The organism is Halobacterium sp. R2-5 (genome assembly GCF_011734195.1).
Lineage (GTDB): Archaea > Halobacteriota > Halobacteria > Halobacteriales > Halobacteriaceae > Halobacterium.
The window spans coordinates 620,636-637,761 of the sequence record NZ_JAANTH010000001.1 but is presented as its reverse complement, the minus strand read 5'-3'; the positions used below and the strand labels follow the sequence as shown (position 1 = coordinate 637,761).

General features: G+C 69.3%; 18 protein-coding genes. 10 read left to right on the top strand and 8 right to left on the bottom strand.

Annotated elements, in window-relative coordinates:
• The first annotated feature begins 33 nt into the window (after positions 1–33).
• Together G9C83_RS03400 and G9C83_RS03395 are read left to right on the top strand one after the other, a co-directional pair.
• Positions 34–1,107, top strand: coding sequence for a tubulin/FtsZ family protein (locus G9C83_RS03400; RefSeq protein WP_167244700.1), 1,074 nt, complete (start codon positions 34–36; stop codon positions 1,105–1,107).
• A gap of 89 nt (positions 1,108–1,196) precedes the next feature.
• Positions 1,197–2,075 (top strand): NAD(P)-dependent oxidoreductase, encoded by an 879-nt coding sequence (locus G9C83_RS03395; RefSeq protein WP_167244699.1) that lies wholly within the window; start codon positions 1,197–1,199, stop codon positions 2,073–2,075.
• 1 nt (position 2,076) lies between these two features.
• Here the strand turns inward: G9C83_RS03395 and G9C83_RS03390 are convergent, their stop codons facing one another.
• The 3 genes from G9C83_RS03390 to G9C83_RS03380 form a co-directional block, all read right to left on the bottom strand.
• Entirely contained in the window at positions 2,077–3,423 is a 1,347-nt protein-coding gene (locus G9C83_RS03390; RefSeq protein WP_167244698.1) for an alkaline phosphatase family protein, read from the bottom strand.
• An 86-nt stretch (positions 3,424–3,509) separates the two neighbouring features.
• Positions 3,510–4,619, bottom strand: coding sequence for a bifunctional oligoribonuclease/PAP phosphatase NrnA (locus G9C83_RS03385; RefSeq protein WP_167244697.1), 1,110 nt, complete (start codon positions 4,617–4,619; stop codon positions 3,510–3,512).
• A 310-nt stretch (positions 4,620–4,929) separates the two neighbouring features.
• A complete protein-coding gene (locus tag G9C83_RS03380) occupies positions 4,930–5,463 on the bottom strand; it encodes an inorganic diphosphatase (RefSeq protein ID WP_167244696.1) in 534 nt (177 codons plus the stop codon).
• A gap of 257 nt (positions 5,464–5,720) precedes the next feature.
• On the opposite strand from G9C83_RS03380, the gene G9C83_RS03375 reads away from it, so the two are divergent.
• Positions 5,721–6,071, top strand: a complete 351-nt coding sequence (locus G9C83_RS03375) for a PadR family transcriptional regulator (protein ID WP_167244695.1) — start codon at positions 5,721–5,723, stop codon at positions 6,069–6,071.
• Positions 6,072–6,142: 71 nt separating this feature from the next.
• Here the strand turns inward: G9C83_RS03375 and G9C83_RS03370 are convergent, their stop codons facing one another.
• Positions 6,143–6,697, bottom strand: coding sequence for a rnhA operon protein (locus G9C83_RS03370; RefSeq protein WP_167244694.1), 555 nt, complete (start codon positions 6,695–6,697; stop codon positions 6,143–6,145).
• On the bottom strand, positions 6,690–7,286 hold the full coding sequence (rnhA, locus tag G9C83_RS03365) for a ribonuclease HI (RefSeq protein ID WP_167244693.1): 597 nt from the start codon (positions 7,284–7,286) through the stop codon (positions 6,690–6,692). The genes G9C83_RS03370 and rnhA overlap by 8 nt, the downstream gene beginning before the upstream one ends.
• A 178-nt stretch (positions 7,287–7,464) precedes the next feature.
• Here rnhA and G9C83_RS03360 point away from each other — a divergent pair, with 178 nt between their 5' ends.
• From G9C83_RS03360 to G9C83_RS03330, 7 genes are all read left to right on the top strand, one after another.
• Positions 7,465–8,427 (top strand): transcription initiation factor IIB, encoded by a 963-nt coding sequence (locus tag G9C83_RS03360; protein ID WP_159526279.1) that lies wholly within the window; start codon positions 7,465–7,467, stop codon positions 8,425–8,427.
• A 102-nt stretch (positions 8,428–8,529) separates the two neighbouring features.
• Entirely contained in the window at positions 8,530–9,234 is a 705-nt protein-coding gene (locus G9C83_RS03355) for a phosphoglycerol geranylgeranyltransferase (protein ID WP_167244692.1), read from the top strand.
• A gap of 81 nt (positions 9,235–9,315) precedes the next feature.
• Positions 9,316–10,620, top strand: a complete 1,305-nt coding sequence (aspS, locus tag G9C83_RS03350) for an aspartate--tRNA(Asn) ligase (RefSeq protein WP_167244691.1) — start codon at positions 9,316–9,318, stop codon at positions 10,618–10,620.
• A gap of 283 nt (positions 10,621–10,903) precedes the next feature.
• Positions 10,904–12,286 (top strand): dihydrolipoyl dehydrogenase, encoded by a 1,383-nt coding sequence (locus G9C83_RS03345; protein WP_167244690.1) that lies wholly within the window; start codon positions 10,904–10,906, stop codon positions 12,284–12,286.
• 93 nt (positions 12,287–12,379) lie between these two features.
• The gene (locus G9C83_RS03340) at positions 12,380–13,216 is read left to right on the top strand and encodes a pantoate kinase (protein ID WP_167244689.1); all 837 of its coding nucleotides are present in this window, start codon (positions 12,380–12,382) and stop codon (positions 13,214–13,216) included.
• A gap of 78 nt (positions 13,217–13,294) precedes the next feature.
• Entirely contained in the window at positions 13,295–14,038 is a 744-nt protein-coding gene (locus G9C83_RS03335; protein WP_167244688.1) for a 4-phosphopantoate--beta-alanine ligase, read from the top strand.
• A gap of 104 nt (positions 14,039–14,142) precedes the next feature.
• Complete coding sequence (locus G9C83_RS03330) at positions 14,143–14,907, top strand: hypothetical protein (RefSeq protein WP_208288412.1); 765 nt, start codon at positions 14,143–14,145, stop codon at positions 14,905–14,907.
• Here the strand turns inward: G9C83_RS03330 and G9C83_RS03325 are convergent.
• From G9C83_RS03325 to G9C83_RS03315, 3 genes are read right to left on the bottom strand one after another with little or no spacing between them, the layout of a single operon-like run.
• Positions 14,899–15,801 carry a thiamine-phosphate synthase family protein gene (locus tag G9C83_RS03325; RefSeq protein WP_167244686.1) on the bottom strand — a complete coding sequence of 301 codons (903 nt, stop codon included), beginning with the start codon at positions 15,799–15,801 and terminating at the stop codon, positions 14,899–14,901. The two genes, G9C83_RS03330 and G9C83_RS03325, sit on opposite strands and share 9 nt — an antisense overlap.
• Positions 15,798–16,385: a dCTP deaminase gene (gene dcd, locus G9C83_RS03320; RefSeq protein WP_167244685.1), complete on the bottom strand. Its 588-nt coding sequence runs from the start codon at positions 16,383–16,385 to the stop codon at positions 15,798–15,800. The genes G9C83_RS03325 and dcd overlap by 4 nt, the downstream gene beginning before the upstream one ends.
• Before the next feature lie 33 nt (positions 16,386–16,418).
• On the bottom strand, positions 16,419–17,033 hold the full coding sequence (locus tag G9C83_RS03315; RefSeq protein WP_167244684.1) for a YIP1 family protein: 615 nt from the start codon (positions 17,031–17,033) through the stop codon (positions 16,419–16,421).
• Positions 17,034–17,126 lie beyond the last annotated feature (93 nt).

Here is a 17,126-nt window from a genome sequence, read left to right as displayed (position 1 = left end):
ACGTTCATGGCCGGTCCCCGAGATGCACGGTGTATGAAAGCCGCCCTCATCGGTGTCGGACAGGCCGGCGGGAAGGTCACCGAAGCTCTCCTCGAAGAAGACCGGCGTTCGGACTACGGCGCAGTCCGCGGCGCGCTCGCGGTCAACACGGCGAAGGCGGACCTCGAACCCCTGGACATCGACACGGTGCTCGTCGGCCAGGAACGCGTGAAAGGCCACGGCGTCGGCGCGGACAACGAGCTCGGCGCGGAAGTGATGCAGAGCGATCTCGGCGAGGTCGTCGGCGAACTCGACGGCGTCGTCGACGCGCAGACGGAGGCCATCTTCGTCGTCGCCGGGCTCGGCGGCGGCACCGGGTCCGGCGGCGCGCCCGTGCTCGTGAAGGAACTCCAGCGCGTTCACGAGATTCCGGTGTACGCGCTCGGTATCCTGCCGGGCCGCGACGAGGGCGGCATCTACCAGGCGAACGCCGGCCGGTCGCTGAAGACGCTCGTCCGGGAGGCCGACTCCACGCTGCTCGTGGACAACGACGCGTGGCGGAAGACCGGCGAGAGCGTCACGGACGCGTTCGACGCCATCAACGAGCGCATCGCGCGCCGCGTCGGCATCCTGCTCGCGGCGGGCGAGAACGTCGAGGGCGTCGGTGAGAGCGTCGTCGACTCCAGCGAGGTCATCAACACGCTGAAGTCCGGAGACATGTCCGCTGTCGGGTTCGCGAGCGCGGACGCCGCGCCGGACGCCGGCGAGAACGTCAACGTCATCACGTCGACCGCGCGGAAGTCCCTGCTCACGGGGATGAGCGTTCCCGACACGACGGAGGCGGGCGCGGCGCTCGTCGTCGTCGCCGGGGAGCCCGACCGCGTCTCCCGGAAGGGCGTCGAGAAGGCCCGGTCGTGGGTCGAGGAGGAGACTCGAAGCATGCAGGTACGCGGCGGCGACTTCCCGCTGGACTCCGAGAAGGTCGCGGTGCTCGTGTTGCTGTCGGGCGTCTCGCGTTCCGACCGCATCGAGGCGTTCATGGAGCGCGCCGCGGAGGCCAGCGAGGCCGTCGAGGAAGTAGACCCGACGGAGAACTTCCAGAACGACCAGCTGGACGACCTGCTGTAGCGGCGGTCATCGACGCGACTGTGCAGGCCGGATCGGAGGCGGCGACCGCACCCGGCGTATTTATCATCGAGCAGGCTCGCCTTCGTCGTATGCGAGTTCTTATCACGGGCGCGAACGGCACGGTCGGGAGCGCGATACTCGACCAGCTCGGCGACCGCGAGGAGTACGAGTTCACGTGTCTCGACGTCGAAGACCACCCCGACCGGGAGACCGTCGTCGCGGACATCACTGACCTCGACGACCTCCGCGGCCACTTCGAGGGACACGACGCCGTCGTTCACCTCGCCGCGCTGGTCGACCTGAACGCGTCCTGGGGGGAGATACTCCAGCACAACGTCGTCGGGACGTACAACGTTCTGCAGGCCGCCGCCGAGGCGGAAGTAGAGAAGTTCGTGTTCGCGTCGTCGATACACACCGTCGGGATGTACGAGATCGAGCTCGCGCCCGAGCTCTACGACCCCGACTACGACCTCGCGGTCACCCACGAGGACCCAGTGCGGCCCGACTCGTTCTACGGGCTGTCGAAGGTGTTCGGCGAGGCCGCGGGCCGGCTGTTCGTCGAAAGCCAGCCGAACCCGCTGGGCGACCTCCACCCGACGTACGAGACGAACACGCGGGACTACCCCACGAGCTTCTACTCGCTGCGCATCAAGACCGTGGTCGGAGCCGAGTACGACCACCCGTACGGGCTCGCCGAGATGGGCGTCGACGAGGGCTGGTGGGACGAAGACAGCGAGGCGTACGAGTACGTGGCCGACCGCATGAAGTGCACGTGGCTCTCCCACCGCGATCTGGGGCAGCTCGTCGACAGGTGCCTCCAAGACGAGACCGTCGACTACGACGTCTTCTGGGGCGTGAGCGACAACGACGGCACCTGGGTCGACGGCTCACACGCACGCGACGTGCTGGGGTACGAGCCGCAGGACAACGGCGGCGAGTGGACGGCACCGCCGGAGTCAGAGACGTGAGTTAGGCGAGGGTCTCGCCGTCGAACTCGCGGCCGTCGAACTCGACGTCGAGGAGGTCCAGCAGCGTCGGCGTGATGTCGAAGAGGTCTGTGTCACCGCGGACGGTGACTTCGGGGTCGTCGGTGACCAGCGTGGCGTTCTCGAAGGAGTGCATGCCGTTGCGCGGGCCGACGCTGAACACGTCGTCGGCGCCCGAGAATCCGGCCTTCAGGTCGAAGCCGTGGTTCGGGATGGCGACGAGGTCGGGCGCGATCTCGTCGTGGGCGCCGTCGAAGGCGTCCTCCTTCGGGACGACGCGGTCGACGACCGGCCGGCCGTCGGGGCCTTCGATAGACTCGATCTTCTCCTTCAGTTCCGCACGCACTTCCTCGTACTCCGACTCGGGGACGCTCCCGCGGGGCTCGCGGTCCTCGAGGTTGATGTAGAACCGCCCGGGGATGAACGAGTACGCGCGCGTGTCGTCGTCGATGTCCTCGAGGCTCTCGTGGTCGTCGTCCTCGAAGGAGAGCCAGCCCTCGTCCTCGAGCCACTGGTTGAGGTGGACCTCGTAGTCCTCGCTGGTGAACCCGTGGTCGGAGGCGACGACGAGCGCGACGTCGTCGGGGAGTTCCGCGCGGAGCTCGCCGACGTAGCGGTCGACCTTCTGGTAGAACTCCAGGAACTCCTCCTTGTACTCGCCGTCCTGCTCGTAGTCCTTGAACAGGAAGTGGTTGACGCGGTCGGTCGTCATGAACACGCCGAAGAAGAGGTCCCAGTCGTCCTCGCGGACGTAGTTCAGGAACGCCTCCTGCCGCGCGTCGATGGTGTCGTGGGCGTCCTGGACGAAATCGGACTTGTCGTCCTTGTGTCCGAGTTTCGCGTTCGTGTCGATGTGGTAGTCGAGCGTCGAGAGGTAGTCGCCGACCTCCTCGGGGTGGGAGGCCTTCTCGACGTCCGGAGAGAGGAACCCGGAGACCATCCGCTGGACGTTGCGCTGGGGCGGGAACGTGACGGGGACGTTGAGAACGGTGGCGTCCCGGCCGGCGTCGGTCACGCGGTCCCAGACGCGGTCGGCCTGGACGTCGCGGCCCATCGGCACGTACGTGTCGTAGCTGCCGACTTCCCGGTCCTGGAACCCGTAGACGCCGGTCTCGCCGGGGTTGACGCCCGTGGTGAGGGACGGCCAGCACGCGCTGGACTCGGGCGGCACGATGCTGTCGATGGCGCCGCCGTCGCCGTCCTCGATGACCTCGTGGAGGTTCGGGAACGTCTCGGGTTCGTTCTGAATCAGGCTGTACGGGACGCCGTCGATTCCGATGAACGCGACCCGCGCGCCGTCGTCGCCGCGGAGTCGGTCGAACAGGCCCATACTGTCCGAGTCGCCGGTGATACACTAAAGGGTTAGTCTTACGGCGGCTACTGGCCGGAGTCCCGGATACCGGACGAACTCGCCAGCTACGCCTGCTCGAACGAGGCGAACAGCGCCTTCCGCGTGCTGGCGTCGATGAGTTCGTCGAGGGTCGCCTGCTGCTCGGAGCTCACGCGGCTGAACAGCCCGAGGGGCACGCGGGCGGTGGCGGTGTCGGCGTCGCCGCCGAGCGCGTCAGTCTGTTCGAACGCCGACGAGAGGACGTCCATCGCGCTGGTGCGCACGTCGTCGGCGCGGCACGCGGTGACGACGGTGTCCTCGTGGACGCCGAACGCGGCCGCCGAGGAGACGCCGTCGAGCCGCAGGAGGGTGTCGGCGGCCTCTTCGAGCGCGCTCACGGACGGGACGGTGCCGACGTTCGTGACGGCGAAGCTCGCGTGGCGCTCGCGGTTCGCGATGGCGTGCCCGATGACGTCGAACGTCTCCCCGCTCATGCCGGGCGCGCGGAGCGCGTCGATGGTGCCCTGGTCGGCGAACTCCTGGAGGAACGTGGCGGCGCGGAAGTCCTCGCGGGAGCGCACGCGCCGGAACTCCCGGGTACCGGCGCGGATGCCGTAGAGGAGCGCGGTGGCCACGTCCTGTTCGGGGGTGCGGCCGGCGCGCTCGACGAACCGCGCGACGATGGTGGAGGTGGCGCCGGCCTCGTTGCCGGCGACGACGAGCGGGTGGTCGACGGCGGCGGGGCGGTGCCGAACGACGGCGACGACGGGCGGCCGGTTGGCGAACGACGGGACGGTGCCGCCGCCGCCGACCGCGACCGCGCCGTCGTAGTCGTCGAGGGGGTCGTCGGCCACCCCTAGCGAGAGGTTGAAGAGGTTACAGAAGGCCTTCGCGTCGTCGCTGGTGACGTCGCCCTCGGCGAACACGCGGGCGGCGACGCCCCACTCGTTGCAGAGCTCGCGCAGCCCGATAGCGGCGGCGAGCGCGTCGATGCTGGGGTTCTCGGGGACGACGAGAGCGACGGATTCGAGGCCCGCGATAGTGTCCCGTAGCTGGACGAAGTCCTCGTTCTTCGGTTCCGCGCGCCGCCGCCGGACGGCCGTGACGAGCGCGTAACTGCCGACGCCGCCGGCGGCGAGCGCACCGCCGACGAGCGCGACCATCGGGGCGGAGACCGAGCCGAGCCCGGGGAGCATTACGCCGAGAATTCACCCGGACCGTTAAGTATGTTGTCCCGGTGGGGTCAGCGCGTCGCGTCCGCCGCTCGCCCCTCCTCGTCGTCGTCGCTGTCCGCGGGCCGGAGGTTGGTGGGGACGACGGTGACGTGGTTCATGCCGAACTCGGAGTGGCTGGCGGCCATTACACTCGAACGTACGGCGGGACGCCCCAAATAATTACCCATACGCATAACGCATCGGGAACGTGACCCGCCATTCCCACTGGTTATCGCCCCCGCTTTCCGGCTCGCTCGACCGCGAAAAAGACGGTTTCGCGCGAGTAGTCGCGTTACGCGAACTTCTCGTCGTAGAGGTCCTGGGCGTGCTCGATGGCGTCCTTGGCCGCCTGCGCGTCCTCGAAGCCCAGCGTCTCGACCTCCTTGCCCGGTTCGAGATTCTTGTACGTCTCGAAGAACTCCTCGATCTCGTCGAGTTGCTGCTGCGGGACGTCCTCCAGGTCCTCGATGTGGTCGTAGCGCGGGTCCTCGTCCGGCACCGCGATGACCTTGTCGTCCTGCTCGCCGTCGTCGTCCATCTTCATCAGCGCGACCGGACGAGCCTCGATGACGCAGCCCGGGAACGTCTGGTCCTCGACGAGCACCAGCACGTCGAAGGGGTCCTCGTCGTCGTAGTACGACTGCGGGATGAACCCGTAGTCGCTGGGGTAGTGGACGTTGCTGTGGAGCACGCGGTCCAGCACCACGCCCGGAATGTCCTTGTCGTACTCGTACTTGTTGCGCTCGCCCTTGAGACACTCGACGACCGCGTAGATCACGTCCGGCGCGTCCGGTCCCGTCTCGAGGTCTTCCCAGAGATTCGCCATGCGTCGAGGTTGACACACCGGGAAAAAGGCTTTTCGCAATCGCCCCCAGCGGCTTTCCCGGTCCAGCCAGTAAGAGGGGGTATAGCGAAGTCCCTCCGGACCCGGTACTCCCGGAGCGACCCGCCGAAGTATCGGCGGCCGCGGGGAAACGAGCGATTTTGCGCGTTCGAAACGAACGATACTCCCGAAAACGACTCGTTAAGCCTGGAAAATGCCACCTCGCAGAAGTTAAATAGCCAGATAACTTTCGGTCAGCTATGTCAGAGGCACAATCCGCTGTACGAACTGACGTGCGTGACCTGACTGCGTTCCAGAAGAACATCCTGACTGTACTCGCCGAAGAGGCCCGCTACGGCCTCGCCATCAAGCGAGAACTCGAGGACTACTACGGCCAGGAGGTCAACCACGGCCGACTCTACCCGAACCTGGACGACCTCGTCAACAAGGGCCTCGTCGAGAAGTCCGAACTCGACAAGCGCACCAACCAGTACGAGCTCACCGACGACGGCTTCGACGCCGTCCTCGACGACCTCCAGTGGTCGCTCTCGAAGTTCCTCACGGACGAGGACCGCAAGGAGCAGGTCCGCGACATCGTCGCCGAGAACTAAACCGAGACTCGCAGCCGACGTTCCCCGTATTTCGCACTCCGTAGCGACGGCGCCGCCTCCTATCCGAGTCCCTACTGCTCGGGCGCCGCGTCGTCGTCCGCGACCGCCGAAATCAGGTCGAGTGACTCCTCGACGAGTGCGCGCTGTTCGTCGCTCGGCCACGCGTTCCGCGGGAAGTACTCCGCGAGGAACTCCTCGCGCTCGCGGTCGTCGGCCGTGTCCATCGCTCGCGCGTAGTGGTTGTTCATGAAATCGGCGAACGCGGCGGCATTGTCGCCGTGGACGTCGCCGTGGCGCTCGCGCACGCGCTCGACGAGGTCGTCGTTGCGCGCGGCGGCTTCCTCGTAGTCGCCCTGTTCGCCGGGCCCGGACAGCGACACTTCGGCCGCGCGGTCGGTGTCCTCGACGTCCCCGAGCTGGACGCGGCCGTCGCCGTCCAGCCACTCGCCGGGGTAGCAGACGAGCGTGTCGTCGCGCTCGCGGACGCGCGGCACGAACCCGTGCTCGGCGAGTAGGTCGTCGCGGCGCTCGCGGTACGCTTCGGCCGCGGCGTCGTCGACCGCGTCGCGCGCGAGCCGGGTGAGTCGTTCGGCTTCGTCGACTACGTCCTCGGGGAGGTCAGTCATCGTCGAGGGCCTCGTTGGCTAGTTCGTCCGCGCGGTCGTTTACCTCTCTCGGAACGTGGGTCAGCGACCACGCCTCGAAGCGTTCGAGCAGTTCGCGCACTCGGACGCGCTTCTTCCTGAGTTCGGGGTCGTTGGTGTCCCACGCGCCTTTGACCTGCTTCTCGACGAGCTGGGAGTCGCCGCGGATCTCGATCTCGTCGAAGCCGAACTCGACGGCGGTTTCCAGTACTGCGAGCAGCGCCTCGTACTCGGCCTGGTTGTTGGTCGCGCGACCGATGGTCTCGCCCTGCTCGGCGACGATGCCGTCGCCGGAGACGAGCACCCAGCCGACCGCGGCGGGCCCGGGGTTGCCGCGGCTCGCGCCGTCGAAGTACGCGTGCACGCGGCCGCCGCGGTCGGGCTCGACGACCGCGGTGATGTCCGTGGGGTTCCCGCCCTGCACGACCAGCTTGTCGTCGTAGGCGACGGCGTGGGCGCCCCCGAGGTCGGCGTGCCAGCGCTCGTACTCGGAGTTTCCCTCGCTGAACGACGCGCCCGCGGCTTCGAGCCGTTCCCGGGCGGCGTCGACGTCGCACTCCACGACCGGCATTGAGTCGAAGTCACCCCGCTTCCCGTATATGAATTTCTATCCCCTAATTCGAGTATGCGGACGCTTCCGGGTCGTTAGCCGGGAGTTACGCCCTGAACGGCGAGAATTGTGTTGCCTTCCAGACACTCCAACCCGGCAATGGGTTTAAGCGTTTGCGAAACGCTAATATAAAAATGCGATGACACGGTCCACTCGCCAGCGGGAGCGAGAAACGGCGACAGAGCAGGAGGAGTCCGAGGAGGGCGTACGGGAGTGCCCGGAGTGCGGCTCTGACAACCTCGTGAAGAGCTCGGACCGCGCGGAACTGGTCTGCGACGACTGTGGTCTGGTCGTCGAGGAGGAGCAGATCGACCCCGGTCCGGAATGGCGCGCGTTCAACCACCAGGAGCGACAGGAGAAGTCTCGCGTCGGCGCCCCGACCACGCAGACGATGCACGACAAGGGGCTGACGACGACCATCGACTGGAAGGACAAGGACGCCTACGGGCGGTCCATCTCGTCGAAGAAGCGCTCGCAGATGCATCGACTGCGGAAGTGGCAGGAGCGCATCCGCACGAAGGACGCCGGCGAACGCAATCTCCAGTTCGCGCTGTCCGAGATCGACCGCATGGCGTCCGCGCTCGGCGTTCCCCGGTCGGTCCGTGAGGTCGCGTCGGTCATCTACCGCCGCGCGCTCAAGGAGGACCTCATCCGCGGCCGCTCCATCGAGGGCGTCGCGACGAGCGCGCTGTACGCGGCCTGCCGGAAGGAAGGCATCCCCCGGAGCCTCGAAGAGATTTCGGAGGTCTCCCGGGTGGAGCGCAAGGAGATCGGTCGCACCTATCGCTACATCTCCCAGGAGCTCGGCCTCGAGATGAAGCCCGTCGACCCGAAGAAGTACGTGCCCCGGTTCTGCTCGGAACTCGAACTCTCCGAGGAGGTCCAGGCGAAAGCCAACGACATCATCGAGACGACCGCCGAGAAGGGACTGCTCTCGGGCAAGTCCCCGACCGGCTACGCCGCGGCCGCGATCTACGCGGCGTCCCTGCTCTGCAACGAGAAGAAGACCCAGCGCGAGGTCGCTGACGTCGCGCAGGTGACGGAAGTCACCATCCGGAACCGCTACCAGGAGCAGATCGAAGCGATGGGCATCCACGGCTAGGACGCCCCCTGGCGGTTCCGTGCTCTACTGCTCCAGCGGCGGCGCTCGCGGCGTTCTCGCCGCATCGAAGGGGTTTTGGCCGGCGCATCGAAACGGAGGCACATGACTACCCCGTGGGACGACTGGGACCACGTACTCAAGGTGGACCCGGACAAGTCGCTGGTCGACGGCGACACCTTCGACGACGTCTGCCGGACCGGCACCGACGCCATCGAGATCGGCGGGACGATGGACGTGACCACCGAGAAGATGAAACGCGTCATCGACGCGTGCCGGAAACACGACGTCCCCCTCTACCAGGAGCCGTCGAACCCGGCGGTCGTCGTGGACGACGACGCGCTCGACGGCTACCTCGTGCCGGTCGTGTTGAACGCCGGCGACCCGTTCTGGATTACCGGCGCGCACAAGGAGTGGGTCCGAATCGCCGACCTCGACTGGGCGCGCACCGCGACGGAGGCGTACATCGTGCTGAATCCGGAGGCGAGCGTCGCGGAGTACACGGACGCGGACTGCGACCTCGCCGCGGACGACGTGGCGGCCTACGCCGAGGTCGCCGAGCGGATGCTCGGCCAGGACATCGTCTACGTGGAGTACTCGGGGACGCTCGGCGACCCCGAAATCGTGGGCGCCGCCCAGGACGCGCTCGACGACGCGACGCTGTTCTACGGTGGGGGCATCGGAGACTACGACACCGCCTACGAGATGGGCGAGCACGCGGACACCGTCGTCGTCGGCGACCTGCTCCACGACGAGGGCGCGGACGCGGTCGCGGAGACCGTCCGCGGCGTCAACGACGCCCACGAGTAACGCGCTGTTCTCCGGCGCGGCCCGAGCGCGGCCACGCCGTAAATGAAGTCGTTTAAGGCCGGTCCTCGTGAATCGGGAGCTATGAAGGACCGCACGTTCACAGCGGACGCCGAGCCGGGCGACCACGCGACGGTCGCCGGCTGGGTCCACGAAGTCCGGGACCTCGGTGGCATCGCTTTCCTCATCCTGCGCGACAAGACCGGGAAGATCCAGGTCAAGTTCGAGAAGGACGAGATGGACGACGACCTCGTGGAGACGGGCATCAACGTTCAGCGCGAGTCCGTCGTGCAGGTCACCGGCGACGTCGAGGAGGAAGAGCGCGCTCCGACCGGCGTCGAGGTCACGCCCGACTCCATCGAAGTGATGGCCGAGGCCGACCCCCAGCTCCCCCTCGACCCGTCCGGGAAGGTCGACGCCGACCTCTCGACGCGCCTGGACAACCGCACGCTCGACGCCCGCAAGCCCGAGACGAAGGCCATCTTCGAGATCCGCGCGGAGATCCTGCGCGCGGTCCGCGAGTACTTCCGGAGCGTCGGCTCCACGGAGATCAACACGCCGAAGATCGTCGCCACGGGCACCGAGGGCGGCACGGAGCTGTTCCCCGTGACGTACTTCGGCCAGGAGGCGTTCATGAACCAGAGCCCGCAGCTGTTCAAGCAGCTGATGGTGGGCTCCGGGCTCGAACGCGTCTTCGAGGTCGGCCCGATCTTCCGCGCGGAGGAGCACAACACGCCCCGCCACCTGAACGAGGCGACGATGATCGACTTCGAGTCCGCGTTCATCGACCACGAGGAGGCGATGGACGTCTGCGAGGGCACGCTCAAAGCGGCGTACTCCGCCGTCGAGGAGCACTGCCAGGACGAGCTGGAGACGCTCGGTCTCGCAGAGGAGTTCGAGGCGCCCTCGGGTGACTTCCCGCGGCTCACCTACGAGGAGGCCATCGAGCGCATCAACGCCACGGGCGAACTCGACGAGCAGCTCGTCTGGGGCGACGACCTCCCGACGGAGGGCGAGAAGGCGCTCGGCGACGACGTCGGCGGGCACTACTTCGTCACCGACTGGCCGAGCGAGATCAAGCCGTTCTACATCCAGGACTACGACGACGACTCCGAGCTCTCGAAGGGCTTCGACCTGATGCACCCGCGCATGGAGCTGGTCTCCGGCGGGCAGCGCGAGCACCGCTACGACGCGCTCGTCGAGGGCTTCGAGCAGCAGGGCCTCGACCCCGACCAGTTCGAGTACTACACGAAGATGTTCAAGTACGGGATGCCGCCCCACGCCGGGTGGGCGTACGGCGTCGAGCGCCTCGTGATGACGATGCTCGACCTCGACAACATCCGGGAGGCCGTGCTGTTCCCGCGAGACAGGCAGCGTCTCTCGCCGTAGGCGGAGACGACCCTTTCGAGCGGGAGCTCGGAAGTCGCAGCCCGCGGAACGAAGTGAGCAGGAACGCCTTCCGGCGTCGCCGGCGCTTCGCGCCGGCTTCAAGCGATTCCATGGGAATCGCTCTGTTCCCGCGAGATCGCCAGCGGCTGAGTCCGTAGGACGAAGACGTTGGGAGCCAGCGAGACGCGAAGCGTCTCGCAGGACCGCCAGCGGCTGAGCCCCTGACCGGCTCGAATCTCGGCCTGCCACTACGCTTTTTCCCGAGTACGCCGACGTTGTAGCCGTGCGAGAGTTCGACCTCGTGGTGCTCGGCGGCGGCACCGGTAACATCGTCGCGTCCGCGGCCGCAGACGAAGGCTTGGACGTGGCGGTCGTCGAGCGCGGACGGCTCGGCGGGACGTGTCTCAACCGCGGCTGCAACCCCTCGAAGCGGCTCATCCACCACGCCGACGTCGTGCAGACGGTCCGGGAGGCGGACGCGTTCGGCGTGGACGCCACGCTGCACGACGTCGCGTTCGCGGACATCGTCGAGGCGGTGACCGAGACGGTCACCGAGCAGGCCGAGCGGAAGGCCGAGCGGGCGCGCGAGCACGACCGGATCGCGTTCTACCAGACGGAGGGACGGTTCGTCGACGAGCGCGAGGTCGAGGTCGACACCGACGACGGGACCGAGCGGCTCGCGGGCGACCGCGTCGTGCTCGCGGGCGGGTCGCGGCCGCTGGTGCCGGACGGCATCGACGGCACCGACGACGTGGATTTCCTGACGAGCGACGACGCGCTGCGGCTGACGGAGCTCCCGGGGCGGCTGGTGGTCGTCGGCGGCGGCTACGTCGCGGCGGAGATGGCGCACTTCTTCCGGCAGATGGGCAGCGACGTGTCGATTGTCGGGTCCGGAGCGGTGTTAGTCGACCGCGAGGACCGCGACGCCGCCGAGCGCCTGACCGAGGCGTACGAGCGCGAACACGACCTCCACCTCGGCTACCGCGCGTCCGAACTCGCCGGGGAATCCGGCGAGGTGGTCGTGACCGCTGAATCCGAGGACGGCGACGAGCGCACCGTCCGCGGCGACGACGTGCTGCTCGCGACCGGCCGGCAGCCGAACACCGACCTGTGGAACGTCGACGCGGCGGGGCTGGAGACCGACGACGAGGGGTTCGTCGAGACGGACGATTACCTAGCGACGTCCGTCGAGGGCGTGTGGGCCATCGGCGACATCGCGGGCAACTACATGTTCAAGCACTCCGGCGACAAGGAGGCCGAGTACGCCGTGGAGAACGCCGTACGCGGCAACCGTGAGCGCGTGGAGTACCCGGGGATGGCACACGCCGTCTTCGGCTCGCCGCAGCTCGCGAGCCTCGGGCGGCCCGAGTCCGACGTCGACGGCGAGTACGCGGTCGGCACCCGCGAGTACGAGGACGTCCCGCTCGGCTCCGCGATGCGCGCCGACGGCTTCGCGAAGGCCATCGTCGGCGAAGACGGCGGCGTGCTTGGGTTCCACGTCGTCGGCCCGGAGGCGTCGACGCTCGTCCACGAGGTGAGCACCGCCGTCGCAGCGGGCGCGGACGCCGAGCGCATCGCCGAGACCATCCACGTCCACCCGGCGCTCTCGGAAGTCGTCCAGGGCGCGTTCCGGGACGCCTGCGGCACGACCCAGAGCGGCATCTGACGCGCGGCGGGCGGAGAACGGCGGCCAGCGGCGTTTCGCCACGCTCGGGCGAATATACAACCCTTAATTCGTCCCGCCTCCGAGGGGGTGACGATGAGCGACGGCGAGGCGGCGACGGCGTTCGCGCCCGGGCACGTGACGGGCTTCTTCAGCGTGCAGCGCGCCGACGACCCGGAGCGGACTGGCTCGCGGGGCGCCGGCATCACGCTCTCGGCGGGCGTGACGACGAGCGTGTCGTCCAGCGACGAGACGCGGGTGCGGCTGAACGGCCGCGAGGTCGACGTGGAGAGCGTGACGCGCGTGCTGGCGGCGCTGGACACGACCGCCGAGGTGTGGGCGGAGACGCCGCTGCCGCTCGGCGCGGGGTTCGGCGTGTCGGGCGCGATGGCGCTCGGGACGGCGCTCGCGGCGAACAGCGCCGTCGACGCGGGGCTATCCGCGAACGACCTCGTCGCGGTGGCCCACGCCGCGGAGGTCGAAGCCGGGACCGGGCTCGGGGACGTGGTCGCGCAGGCGCGCGGCGGCGTGCCGATTCGCGTCGAACCCGGCGCACCCACCCACGGCCGCCTCGACGGCGTGCCGGACGCGGGCCGCGTCGAGTACGTCTCCTTCGGCGGCCTCTCGACGAGCGAGGTCATCGGCGGCGACACGGAAGCGCTGTCAGCGGCAGGCGAGGACGCGCTCGCCAGCCTCCGAGAGCACCCGACGCTCCCGCGGTTCATGGCGCTCTCCCGCGGGTTCTCCCGCGAGGCGGGCCTGCTGGACGGCGAGGTCGAGGCGGCCGTCGACGCCGTGACGGACGCGGGCGGCGAGGCCGCGATGGCGATGCTCGGGCGGACGGTGTTCGCGCTCGGCACGGGGCTCTCGGACGCCGGGTACGACCCCGAGGTGTGCCGCGTGCACCCCGCGGGGGCGACACTCGACCCGTGAGGAGTGAGCGGCGAGCGGAGAGTCGGAAGCGCGGTCCGTAAGCGGACGATTTTTGCGCGCCGGTCGGCCAGAGACGGTATGGCCGAGATTCCCGCCGACCACCCGCGCCACGACTCGCTGGTGACCCGCCACCGCATCGAGGCGGGGGTCGAGAAGGGCATCACGTCGAAGCAGGGGCTGGTCGCGCAGGGCCGCGGCGAGGCGTTCGACTACCTGCTCGGCGAGGAGACGACGCCATCCGCGGACGCCGCCGAGCGCGCCGCGGCCGCGTACCTCCTGCTCGCCGAACACCCAGTGCTGTCCGTGAACGGGAACGTGGCGGCGCTCGTGCCGGGCGAGGTCGTCGCCCTCGCGGAGGTCGTCGGCGCCGACGTCGAGGTGAACCTCTTCAACCGCACCGAGGAGCGGATGGAGGCTATCGCCGAGCACCTCCGCGAGCACGGCGCGAGCGACGTGAAGGGCCTGACGGCGGACGCCCGGATTCCGGGTCTGGAGCACGAGCGCGCGAAAGTGGACCGCGACGGCATCTACGACGCGGACGTCGTGCTCGTGCCCCTGGAGGACGGCGACCGCGCGGAGGCGCTCGCGGAGATGGGGAAGACCGAAATCGTGGTCGACCTGAACCCGATGTCGCGGTCCGCGCAGACCGCCGCCGTCCCCGTCGTGGACAACATCATCCGCGCGCTGCCGTCGGTGACCGAGCACGCGCGGGAGCTCCGGGCCGCCTCGCGCGAAGAGCTGGAGGAAGTCGTTGCGGAGTTCGACCGCGACGCGGCGCTGGAGGCCGCCGAGCGCCGGATTCGACAGGGCGACCTCGACTGACTTCGGTGACCGGCTCTCGGTAGCTTTTTCATTCTTTAGGCTCGCCTAAAACACATGGGCGAGCGAGCGATTCCGAACGACTCCGGCGACGGGAGGGGAGCGTGATGGGCGACGACCTCCGGACGATGCGCGAGCGACTCGACGCGCTCGCGACCGAGGGCGGGCGCTTCTACGTCGCCTGCGCGCGCACCGGCGAGCGGCCGTTCCCGGTCGGCGGCCTGCGCTTCGCGGACCGCGAGACCGCGACCGACGCCGCCGGCCTCGCGCGGACGTACCGCGAGACCTTGGAGCGCTACGACCCGCGAGCCCCCCACTACGACCTCGTCGTCCACGAGCGCACGGCGCCGGTCCCGGACGCCGACGCGCCGTCGCTGCCGGACGCCTGCCACGACGTCACCGGCGCGGTGTTCGAGGCGCTGAGCGCGGCCGGCCACCGGGACGCCGAGCGCGCCGTCCTCGACGCCTACTTCGCCGCCGCGGAGGCGACCACGGACCTCGACGACCTCTGCGTCGTCCTCCTGCGCTGTACGGCGGCCGCTCTCGCCGACGAACTCTCGGCGGCCGAGCAGGCGGACGTGCTCGCGGACGCCGCGCGCCGCGCCGACGTCGCGACGGACGTCTCCGACGTCGAGGAAGCGCTCGCCGCGGTCGCGGGTGCGGGACTCGTCGACGAACTCGCGGAGACCGCTGACGGCTGGCGGTTCCGCCCGACCGTCAACGTCGCGGACGCCGCCGTTACGCTCCCTGCGGCGGTCGCAGTGCTGAGCGCGCGCCCGGACGCCCGCCCCGTCTTCGACCGCGTCGGGGACGGCGTCCGCGCACACCTCGCGGGCGGCCCCGCGGGACTCGCGACCGCGTCCTCACAGTAGGTCGCGGGCCATCTCCGCGGCCTCGGGTGCGCTGTCCGCGAGCAGGTAGACGATTGGCTCGACGCCGAAGCCCCCGGTCTGGTAGACGACGTCCGCGCCGGGGTTGGCCGCGACGGCCTCGCTGACGGCGTCCGTGCTGGACGCGTCCTCCGGGTCGAACTCCACGGTCCGGTAGCCCGCGTCGTCGAGCGCGGCGACGATGTCGGCCTCGTAGCGGACGTTCAGGCACGCGCGAGCGTCGCTGCCCGCCTCCCGGGCGGCGAGCAGCACGGACGCGACGTGGACGCTCACGCCGAACTCGGGGTCCGCGGGGATCTCCGTGCGCCCCATCACGTCCAGAATCCGGCCCGGGACGCCCGCCACGTCCTCCACGCCCGCGGCGTCGGGAGTACACTCCACGAGGTTCGAGCCGACCGCGGGGATGAGCGTCGTGAACCCGCTTGCGTGTTCGAGGACGCGGACGCCCCGCCGCACCGAGGAGAGCACGCGCTCGCGGACGCGCACCTCGCTCTCCGGGTCGTGGACGCGGAAGTCGCCGTCGTACTCCGCGAGCGCCGGCATCGCCGCCTCGTGGAGGTTCGCGACGACGTCGCCGCGAGCGGACAGCCGCCGAACCAGGACCTCGGCCTCGACGAGCGCCTGCACGCGGGACACGTCGCCGCTCGCGAGCCCCTCGCCGATTCGCTCGACCGTCTCCTGCACGCGCTCGTCGTCCGCGACGTCGTCGTTGACGGTGACGTCGCCGTGGGCGTACTTCGAGACCGCGGACTGGCTGACGCCCAGCAGCTCCGCGACCTCGTGCTGGGTGAGCCCGCGCGCCCGGAGGTCCGCCGCGAGCAGCGACCGGAACGTCGGCAGGAACTCCTCGACGACGACCTCTTCGAGGAACTTCATTGGTCGCCACCGAACTCGCGGTCGCCGCGGATGCGGCTCGCCTGCGGGCCGTCCTGGTCCTGGTACTTCGACCCGCGCCCCTCACCGTACGGCCGGTCGGCCTGGCTCGTGAGCTCCGTGAACACGAGCTGACTGATGCGCATGTCCGGCGTGAGCGCGACCGGGACTTTCCCGAGGTTCGACAGCTCTAACGTCACTTTCCCCTCGAATCCGGGGTCGATGAAGCCGGCTGTGGCGTGGACGACGACGGCGAGCCGGCCCAAGGAGGACCGCCCCTCGACCTGCGCGACGAGGTCCGGCGGCACCTCGACGCGCTCCTTGGTAGTGCCGAGCACGAAGTCCCCGGGGTGGAGGATGAACTCGTCGCCGTCGTCGACGACCGTCTCGGTGACGTAGTCCTCGACTTCCTCTTCCTTGTTGGGGTGGATGCAGGGGACGTTCGCGCGCTCGAACTCCAGGAAGCGCCGGCCGAGGCGGACGTCGACGCTCGCGGGCTGGACCTGGAGGTCGACGTCGTCGATCGGTTCGACGACGAGGTCCCCGTCGGCGAGCCGCGCGAGGATGTCCCGGTCGGAGAGTATCATACCGGGTGGTGGAACCGGGGGCGCCTAAAGGTTTCAGAAGAGGCTGAGCAGCCAGCCGCCGTACGCGACGAGAACGCCGACTTTGAGCGCGCTGCCCCCGTCGGCGTCGAACGCCACGGCGACACCCTCCGTGTAGATGAACGCCTGCCAGCCGGCGACCGCGAACGTGAACAGCGCGCGGTAGACGCCCGTCGACCCGACGGTCGACTTGAACTGCCGGGCGAACGCCTCGGCGGTGGCGAAGCTCGCGGCGTCGAGCGCGAACGCTAGCACGGCGAACGCGAACACCGTGTTGAGAATCGACGGCGCGGTCCCCCACCCGGCGACGACGAGCGTCTCCCGGAACCCGGCGTCGTAGCCGACGAACAGCCGCGCGGCCACGTAGAGGACGCCCGCGGTGACGACCCAGCCGACGAAGAACAGGACGACGATGCCGACGATCTCCTCGGAGAGCGCGGACCAGACCCGCGCGGCGGCGTCGCCGTGGCCGGCCGCGCGGAGGCGGCGGACGAACAGCGCGGCGAACCCGAACAGCGCGGCGGCGAGCGCGAGCGCCGCGACGGCGACGGCACCCGCCGCGGGCCACAGGTCGAAGCCGCGCTCCTCGAAGTACTGGCGAGGGCGGGAGAGCGGGGTGCGTGGGGCCATGTCGCGGACTGCCCGCGGAACTGGCAAGTGTCTGTCGGTAGCGCGGCCGCTCCGCCGCGGAGCGCGAGTAGCCAAGGCTTTGGCCGCCGCCCA